At 68.1% G+C, this 6,753-nt stretch carries 5 protein-coding genes; 2 read left to right on the top strand and 3 right to left on the bottom strand.

The window, feature by feature from the left end; genetic code table 11:
* Window position 1: 1 nt before the first annotated feature.
* On the bottom strand, window positions 2-826 hold the full coding sequence (locus BJQ90_RS18615) for an alpha/beta hydrolase (protein WP_226761688.1): 825 nt from the start codon (window positions 824-826) through the stop codon (window positions 2-4).
* Between the two features lie 111 nt (window positions 827-937).
* Between BJQ90_RS18615 and BJQ90_RS18610 the strand changes: the two genes are divergently transcribed.
* Both BJQ90_RS18610 and BJQ90_RS18605 read left to right on the top strand, forming a co-directional pair.
* The gene (locus BJQ90_RS18610; protein WP_226761687.1) at window positions 938-1,681 is read left to right on the top strand and encodes a lysophospholipid acyltransferase family protein; all 744 of its coding nucleotides are present in this window, start codon (window positions 938-940) and stop codon (window positions 1,679-1,681) included.
* 124 nt (window positions 1,682-1,805) lie between these two features.
* Window positions 1,806-3,194 (top strand): class II 3-deoxy-7-phosphoheptulonate synthase, encoded by a 1,389-nt coding sequence (locus tag BJQ90_RS18605; RefSeq protein ID WP_226761690.1) that lies wholly within the window; start codon window positions 1,806-1,808, stop codon window positions 3,192-3,194.
* A gap of 146 nt (window positions 3,195-3,340) precedes the next feature.
* Here BJQ90_RS18605 and BJQ90_RS18600 read toward each other — a convergent pair whose 3' ends face one another.
* A complete protein-coding gene (locus tag BJQ90_RS18600; protein WP_226761689.1) occupies window positions 3,341-5,479 on the bottom strand; it encodes a Stk1 family PASTA domain-containing Ser/Thr kinase in 2,139 nt (712 codons plus the stop codon).
* Between the two features lie 114 nt (window positions 5,480-5,593).
* A partial coding sequence (locus BJQ90_RS18595) for a lytic transglycosylase domain-containing protein (protein ID WP_226761686.1) occupies window positions 5,594-6,753 on the bottom strand: 1,160 nt, incomplete at its 5' end.

Here is a 6,753-nt window from a genome sequence, read left to right as displayed (position 1 = left end):
GTCATGGGGTCTCCGGGGCTGAGGGGGCGGGCTTCTCCGGTGGCGACGCGGGCTGACGCGCGGCGGCCGCATGGTGCAGGAAGAACCGGGCGGACTGTTCGAAGATCAGGGGGGCGTCGACGTCGAGCGTGGCCACATGCCCGCTGTCGGGCAAACTGACCACCTCAAGCTCGCGCGACCCCAGACGGTTCCTCAGCAGTTCGACCGAGGAGGGGGGTACCACGCTGTCCGTCGCGGACTTGAACACGAGCGCCGGAGCGGCGACGGCGGGCAATTCGCGCAGCGCCGCCCGGAAGAGCCGGCTCAGCTGGTGGACGGCTTCCAGCGGGGTAAGCGAGTAGTCGCCGTCCTCGGTGGCCGACGCCGTTGGATTGGCTTCCTGGGCCGGAACGGTGGTGCGCTGGAGGTGCTTCAACAGGCCGATATAGCGCACGCGGCGGTCGTAGAAGCTCAAGCCCGGATTGACGACGACGACCCCGGCAACGTCGTGGCGGGCCGCGGTGCGCAGGGCGATGGTGCCGCCCATGGACAGTCCTGCCACGTAGCACTCCCGGGTTCCGGCGGCGAGTTCAAGGTAGGACGCCTCGAAGGCCCGGTACCAGTCCTGCCAGCCGTAACGGGACAGGTCGCGCCAGTCGGTGCCGTGCCCCGGCAGCAGCGGGACAGACACCGCGAAGCCCTGCCGGGCCAGATGCTCGGCCCAGGGCAGGACGCTCAGGGGGCTGCCGGTGAAGCCGTGGCAGAGGGCCACGCCGATGCCCGCATTGCCGCCGTGGCCCGGATAATTGAACGCCGCGGGCGCCAGGGGAGTGCTGCTTCCGGTCATGAGCCCATCGTGTCACTCTTCCGGACAAAACTCACTAGAGTAGGGTGTCATTGAAGTGCTGGCCGGGTCCGATGCGGGGCCCGCCAGACGCCTTCCGGAGAGGTACACCACGTGTTTTATTGGTTCATGAAGACGTTCGTTCTCGGACCTGTCCTGAAGACGCTTTTCAGGCCCTGGGTCAAGGGCCTGGACAACGTCCCCGCCGAAGGCGCCGCCATTCTGGCCTCCAACCATCTCTCCTTCTCCGACTCCATCTTCATGCCGCTCATGGTGCCTCGGCCCGTTGTGTTCCTCGCGAAATCCGAGTACTTCACCGGCAAGGGGATCAAGGGCAGGCTGACGGCCACCTTCTTCCGGCTCACCAACCAGCTTCCGATGGACCGTTCCGGCGGTGCGGCGTCGGCCCGCTCGCTCAACGCCGGGATGGACGTGCTAAAGAACGGCTCGCTCATGGGCATCTACCCCGAGGGCACCCGCAGCCCGGACTCCCGGCTCTACCGCGGCAAAGTGGGGGTGGCGCGGCTGGCCCTGCAGGCCCGGGTCCCCGTGATCCCGGTCGCGATGATCGGCACGGACAAGGTCCAGCCGATCGGCAAGCGGATGCCGAACATCCGGCGCATCGGGATGATCTTCGGTGAGCCCCTGGACTTCAGCCGTTACTACGGCATGGAGAACGACCGGCTGATCCAGCGGTCCGTGACCGATGAAATCATGTACGAACTGATGCGCCTCTCCGGCCAGGAATACGTCGACGAGTACGCCGCCGTCGTCAAGCTCCGCCTCGCCATGAAAGCCACCGGGGTACCGGAGGACGGCTCCGCCGGCACGGACCCGGCAGCACCCGGGAGTGCGTGAACGGACCGTGTGACGGCACCGGCCCAGTCAATGACGGCCCGGGTCCGACGAACGCCACGGAGGCAACTATCCTTAGAAGGTGACTGAGCTATCTGCGGCTGCGGCCCTCCCCCTGAACAGTTCCCTGAGTGGCTCGCCCCTGGCGGGTTCCGCACTGACCAGCACCGCCCAGAGCGGTGCCGCCAACTATCCCGGCCTGGACCACTGGCGGGAGCTGCCGGCCTCCCAGCAGCCGAGCTGGTCGGACAAGGCCGTCTTCGAAGCGTCCGTCAAGGAACTTTCCGTGCTCCCGCCCCTCGTCTTCGCCGGCGAAGTGGACATCCTGCGCGAACGGCTCGCTGCCGCGGCGCAGGGCAAGGCGTTCCTGCTCCAGGGCGGCGACTGCGCGGAAACGTTCGAGGCGGCCACGGCGGACAAGATCAGCGCCCGCGTCCGGACCATCCTCCAGATGGCGGTCGTCCTGACCTACGGCGCCGCCATGCCGGTCATCAAGATGGGCCGGATGGCAGGGCAGTTTGCCAAGCCGCGCTCCTCCAACGACGAGACCCGCGACGGCGTCACACTCCCGGCCTACCGCGGCGACATCGTCAATGGCTACGACTTCACGCCGGAATCCCGAGCGCACGACGCCAGCCGTATGCTCAAGGCTTACCACACCTCCGCCTCCACCCTGAATCTGATCCGCGCGTTCACCCAGGGCGGTTTCGCGGACCTCCGGCTGGTGCACCAGTGGAACAAGGGCTTCACCGAGAACCCCGCCCACGCGCGCTACGAGTCCCTGGCCCGGGATATCGACCGTGCCATCAAGTTCATGGCGTCCTGCGGGGCGGATTTCGAGGCGCTCAAGCGTGTCGAGTTCTACGCCAGCCACGAGGCGCTGCTGCTCGACTACGAACGGGCCCTGACCCGCATCGACTCCCGCACCGGCTTCCCGTACGACACCTCCGCGCACTTCCTCTGGATCGGGGAGCGCACGCGCGAACTGGACCACGCCCACGTCGACTTCCTCTCGCGGGTGCGCAACCCGATCGGCGTCAAGCTTGGCCCGGGCACCAGCGGCGACGACGCGCTGCGCCTGATCGACAAACTGGACCCGGACCGCGAACCCGGCCGCCTGACCTTCATTACGCGGATGGGTGCCGGCAACATCCGGGAGAAGCTGCCCCCGATCGTGGAGCGGGTCACCGCGTCCGGCGCCCAGGTCCTCTGGGTCACCGACCCCATGCATGGCAACACGGTCACCTCGCCGAACGGCTACAAGACCCGCAACTTCGACGACGTCATTGATGAGGTGCGCGGCTTCTTCGAGGTCCACCACGCGCTCGGCACGGTCCCGGGTGGCCTGCACGTTGAGATGACCGGCGACGACGTCGCCGAGTGCCTGGGCGGTGCCGATCCCGTGGACCAGGAGTCCTTCCTGGACCGGTACGAATCGGTCTGCGATCCCCGCCTGAACCACATGCAGTCCCTAGAGATGGCGTTCCTGGTGGCCGGGGCACTCTCCAAGCACTAAACCGAATAGCTCCGAAACAAGAAAGCTCCGCCCGGCTGGTCCAGCCGGGCGGAGCTTTTCTGTGGACCGGGCCAGCGCTGAGCGGGAGCCGGCTCCTGAGCCGCCGATTCCGGCCAGGCCACGGTCAGGCCGATGTCAGGACAAGGTCAAACCACTGTCAGCGTGATCGTCGAGCCTTCCGGGACGCTCGTGTTCACCGGGTCCTGGGCGCGGACTGTTCCGAAGAATCCGCCCAGGATGTTGTCGATCTTGACCTTGAAGCCGAGTTGTTCCAGGGCCTTCTGGGCTTCCGAGGCCTGTTTCCCGATAAAATTTGGCACCTGGACGAGCTTCGGGCCCTTGGAAACGGTCAGGGTCACGGTCCCGCCCTTGGTCAGATTGCCGGAAGCCGGGTCCTGCGCCACCACGGAGCCCTTGGGCACAGAGCGGTCGAAGACGGTCTCGGGAGCGACCACGGCTTTCAGGCCGGCGGCTTCGATGGACTTGACCGCGTCACCCTGGTCCTGGCCGCGCACGTCCGGGACCGGAATGGGTTGCGGGCCCTTGGACACGGTGAGGTCCACGGGGGTGCCGTGCCGGACCGGATTGCCGCTGCGCGGGGCCTGGGCCAGGACCGTGCCGGCGGGGGCGGACTCATCAAAAGTTTCAGCGATCTGCCCCAGGGCCATGCCCGCGCCGTTGAGGGCCGTCTTCGCCTCGTCCAGGGACTTCCCGGTCAGTTCCGGCAGCGGAAACAGTTCGGGGCCCTTGGAGACCGCCAGGGAGACCGGCTGGAACTTCCGGATGACCTCTCCGGCCGCAGGTTCGGATCCAACCACCAGGCCGGGGGCGACGCCGTCGTCGAAGACGTCCTTGGTGGTGGACTGGAAGCCGGCCGTGCGGAGGAGCTGCTGGGCCTCGGCCACGGTCTTGTTCGCGAGTTCCGGGATCGTGCCGGGGGAGCCCGGACCCATGCCGAAGAACCAGCCCGCGCCGCCGGCCAGCAGCGCCGCGATGACCAGCACGAGGATCCAGAGCAGGCCGCGGCGCCGGGGGCTTCCCTCGCGCAGGCTCCGGACCGGTGTGGCCGCGGCTTTCTGGCGTGCCTTCTCCTCGTCACGGTCCTGCTTGCGCTGTGCCCGCTTGCTGGCAGGAACTGCGGATCCCGGCCCCTGGTGGGACTGCCCCTGGTCGAACTGCCCCCCGGGGTACGGTGCTTCGTCGGGGGCCGACAGCGGGCCGTAGCCGGGGTGGCGCGGGGCCGCGGACATTAGGGTGGTCGGGTTGCTGATGCGGGCAATGAACTCCGTGGGCTGCTGCCGGGCGCCGATGACTTCGGTGGCGCCCTCGACGGTGCGCGGATCTGGGGCCCCCCCGGGGCGTCGGGCCGGCGGGCCGGCAGCGGGCGGAACAACCGGCAGGGCCGGACGCGCGCCGGGCGGCTGCAGGTCGAGTTCGGCGTCGCTCAGGTTCGTCCGGATGTGCCGAAGCTCGGAGAGCAGGGCGTTGCCGTCGACGGGGCGTTTGTCGGGGTCGTTGGCGGTGCACCACTGGACGAGTTCGTCGATTTCGCCGGCGAGTCCCGGAACCAGCGCCGAGGGTGCGCCGACGGTCGAGTTGACGTGCTGGTAGGCAACCTGGATGGGCACCTCGCCGTCGAACGGCTGCCGGCCGGTGATCATCTCGTAGAGCATGATCCCCACGGAGTAGATGTCACTGCGGGCGTCGGCCTGCCGGCCCAGCACCAATTCGGGGGACAGGTACGCCACGGTGCCAATCAGGGCCCCGGTGCTGGTCGACGTCGAAATGGCCCGGGCGAGTCCGAAGTCGCCGAGCTTGATCCGCCCGTCGTCGGCGATGAGCACATTTTCAGGCTTGATGTCACGGTGAATGAGACCGGCGTCGTGGGCTGCTCCCAGCCCCTCGACGACCGGGTCGATCAGCGCCAGGGCCAGGCGCGGCGGGAGCGCGCCCTTGTCTTTGAGCACATCGCGCAGGGTGTGGCCCTTGATGTACTCCATCACCAGGTAGGCCACCCGGTCATCCTCGCCCTGGTCCAGCACCCCCACGACATGGGGGTGCGACAGCCGGGCGGCGGCCTTGGCCTCGCGGCCCAGCCGGTCTAGGAACTGCGGGTCACCGGCCATGTGGGGGTGCAGCACCTTCAGCGCCACATCGCGCTCCAGCCGGCGGTCGGTGGCCACATAGACAGTGGACATCCCGCCGCTGGCGAGCCTGGACTGAATCAGGTACCGGCCATCCACCAGAGTGCCAACGAGAGGGTCCGACGAGTAATCCTGCACTATACGATCCTAATCGCTGCACTGATAAGGGCCCGAATCGACAAGCGATCCGGGCCCTTATCGTTATGCTCCTGGCCGGAGCGGGTGGTCGCCGCGGCCGCGGCTGTCCGGGGCTCCCTAGCTGAAGTTCTTCTGGTGTGCCTTGATGGACTCCACGTACAGCTTGGTGTCGTCGTACATGCCGTACTTGCTGACCGAATACTGGCCCTGGTAGTAGCCCGCGATGGCCGTGTCCAGGTCCTCGCTGGTGCGCACCAGCTGGCGGATGATCGCGACGCCGGCCGTGACGTTGTCGTACGGGTCCAGCAGGTTCAGCGGGCGCCCCACGAGGTCTGAAGCCCACTCGCCTGAGGACGGGATGACCTGCATGGTGCCGATGGCGTTGGCGGGGGAGACCGAACGGTGGTTGAAGCCCGATTCCTGGTAGGCGAAGGCCAGTGCCAGGGACGGATCGACGCCCATTCGGCGGGCGGTGTCCGCCACGATCGTCTTCATTTCCTCCCGGCTGGGCACCGGCGAGGCGTTCAGCAGGGCCTTGTTCTCGTTGGCCGAGTTGACCACGGCTGCCGGGTAGGTGAAGCCCAGGAAGGTGCTCGGGACGAGCGGGGTCACCGTGGCCGCGGGCGGGGTGGAAGAAGCCGGGGCGATGGACGCTCCCGGAAGCGCGAGCTTCTGGCCGGGGTAGATGATGCTGCTCATCGTCAGCCGGTTGGCGGAGAGGACATCTGCGAGCTTGACGCCGTTCCTGGCCGCAATGCCGGAGAGCGTGTCGCCGGACTTGATGGTGTAGGAACCCGAAGCGGGGGCGGCCGGGGTCGATGCCGGCGCCACCGGGGCGGGTGCGGCCGGGGCCGACGGTGCGGGCGCTGCGGTGCCGCCGCCGATCTTGATCTGCTGGCCGGGGTAGATGATGGAACCCAGGTTGAGCCCGTTCCAGCCGAAGACCTCGGAGAGCTTGACGCCAAGGCGCGCCGCGATGGCGCCGAGCGTGTCGCCCGATTTCACGGTATAGACGCTGCCTGCGGCAGCGGCCGCAGTCGGGGCCGCTGCAGCCGGGGCCTCCGGCTCCGGCGCTGCGTCCGGGGCGCCGAGCTTGATCTTCTGCCCGGGGTAGATGATCGTGTTGGCCTGCAGCTCGTTCAACGCCAGGACGGCGTAGGTGTCCAGGCCAAACTTGCCGGCAATCCCGCTGATGGTGTCACCGCGGGCGACAGTGTACTCGGCCGGGGCAGCGATCTGGGCGGGGCGGAATGCGGAGGGGACGGCCGACGGGACGG

The sequence above is a fragment of the Arthrobacter sp. SO3 genome, from assembly GCF_020532825.1.
Taxonomy (GTDB): domain Bacteria; phylum Actinomycetota; class Actinomycetes; order Actinomycetales; family Micrococcaceae; genus Arthrobacter.
Note: the sequence above shows the minus strand (reverse complement) of the source record. Positions and strands in the feature narration are given on the sequence as shown.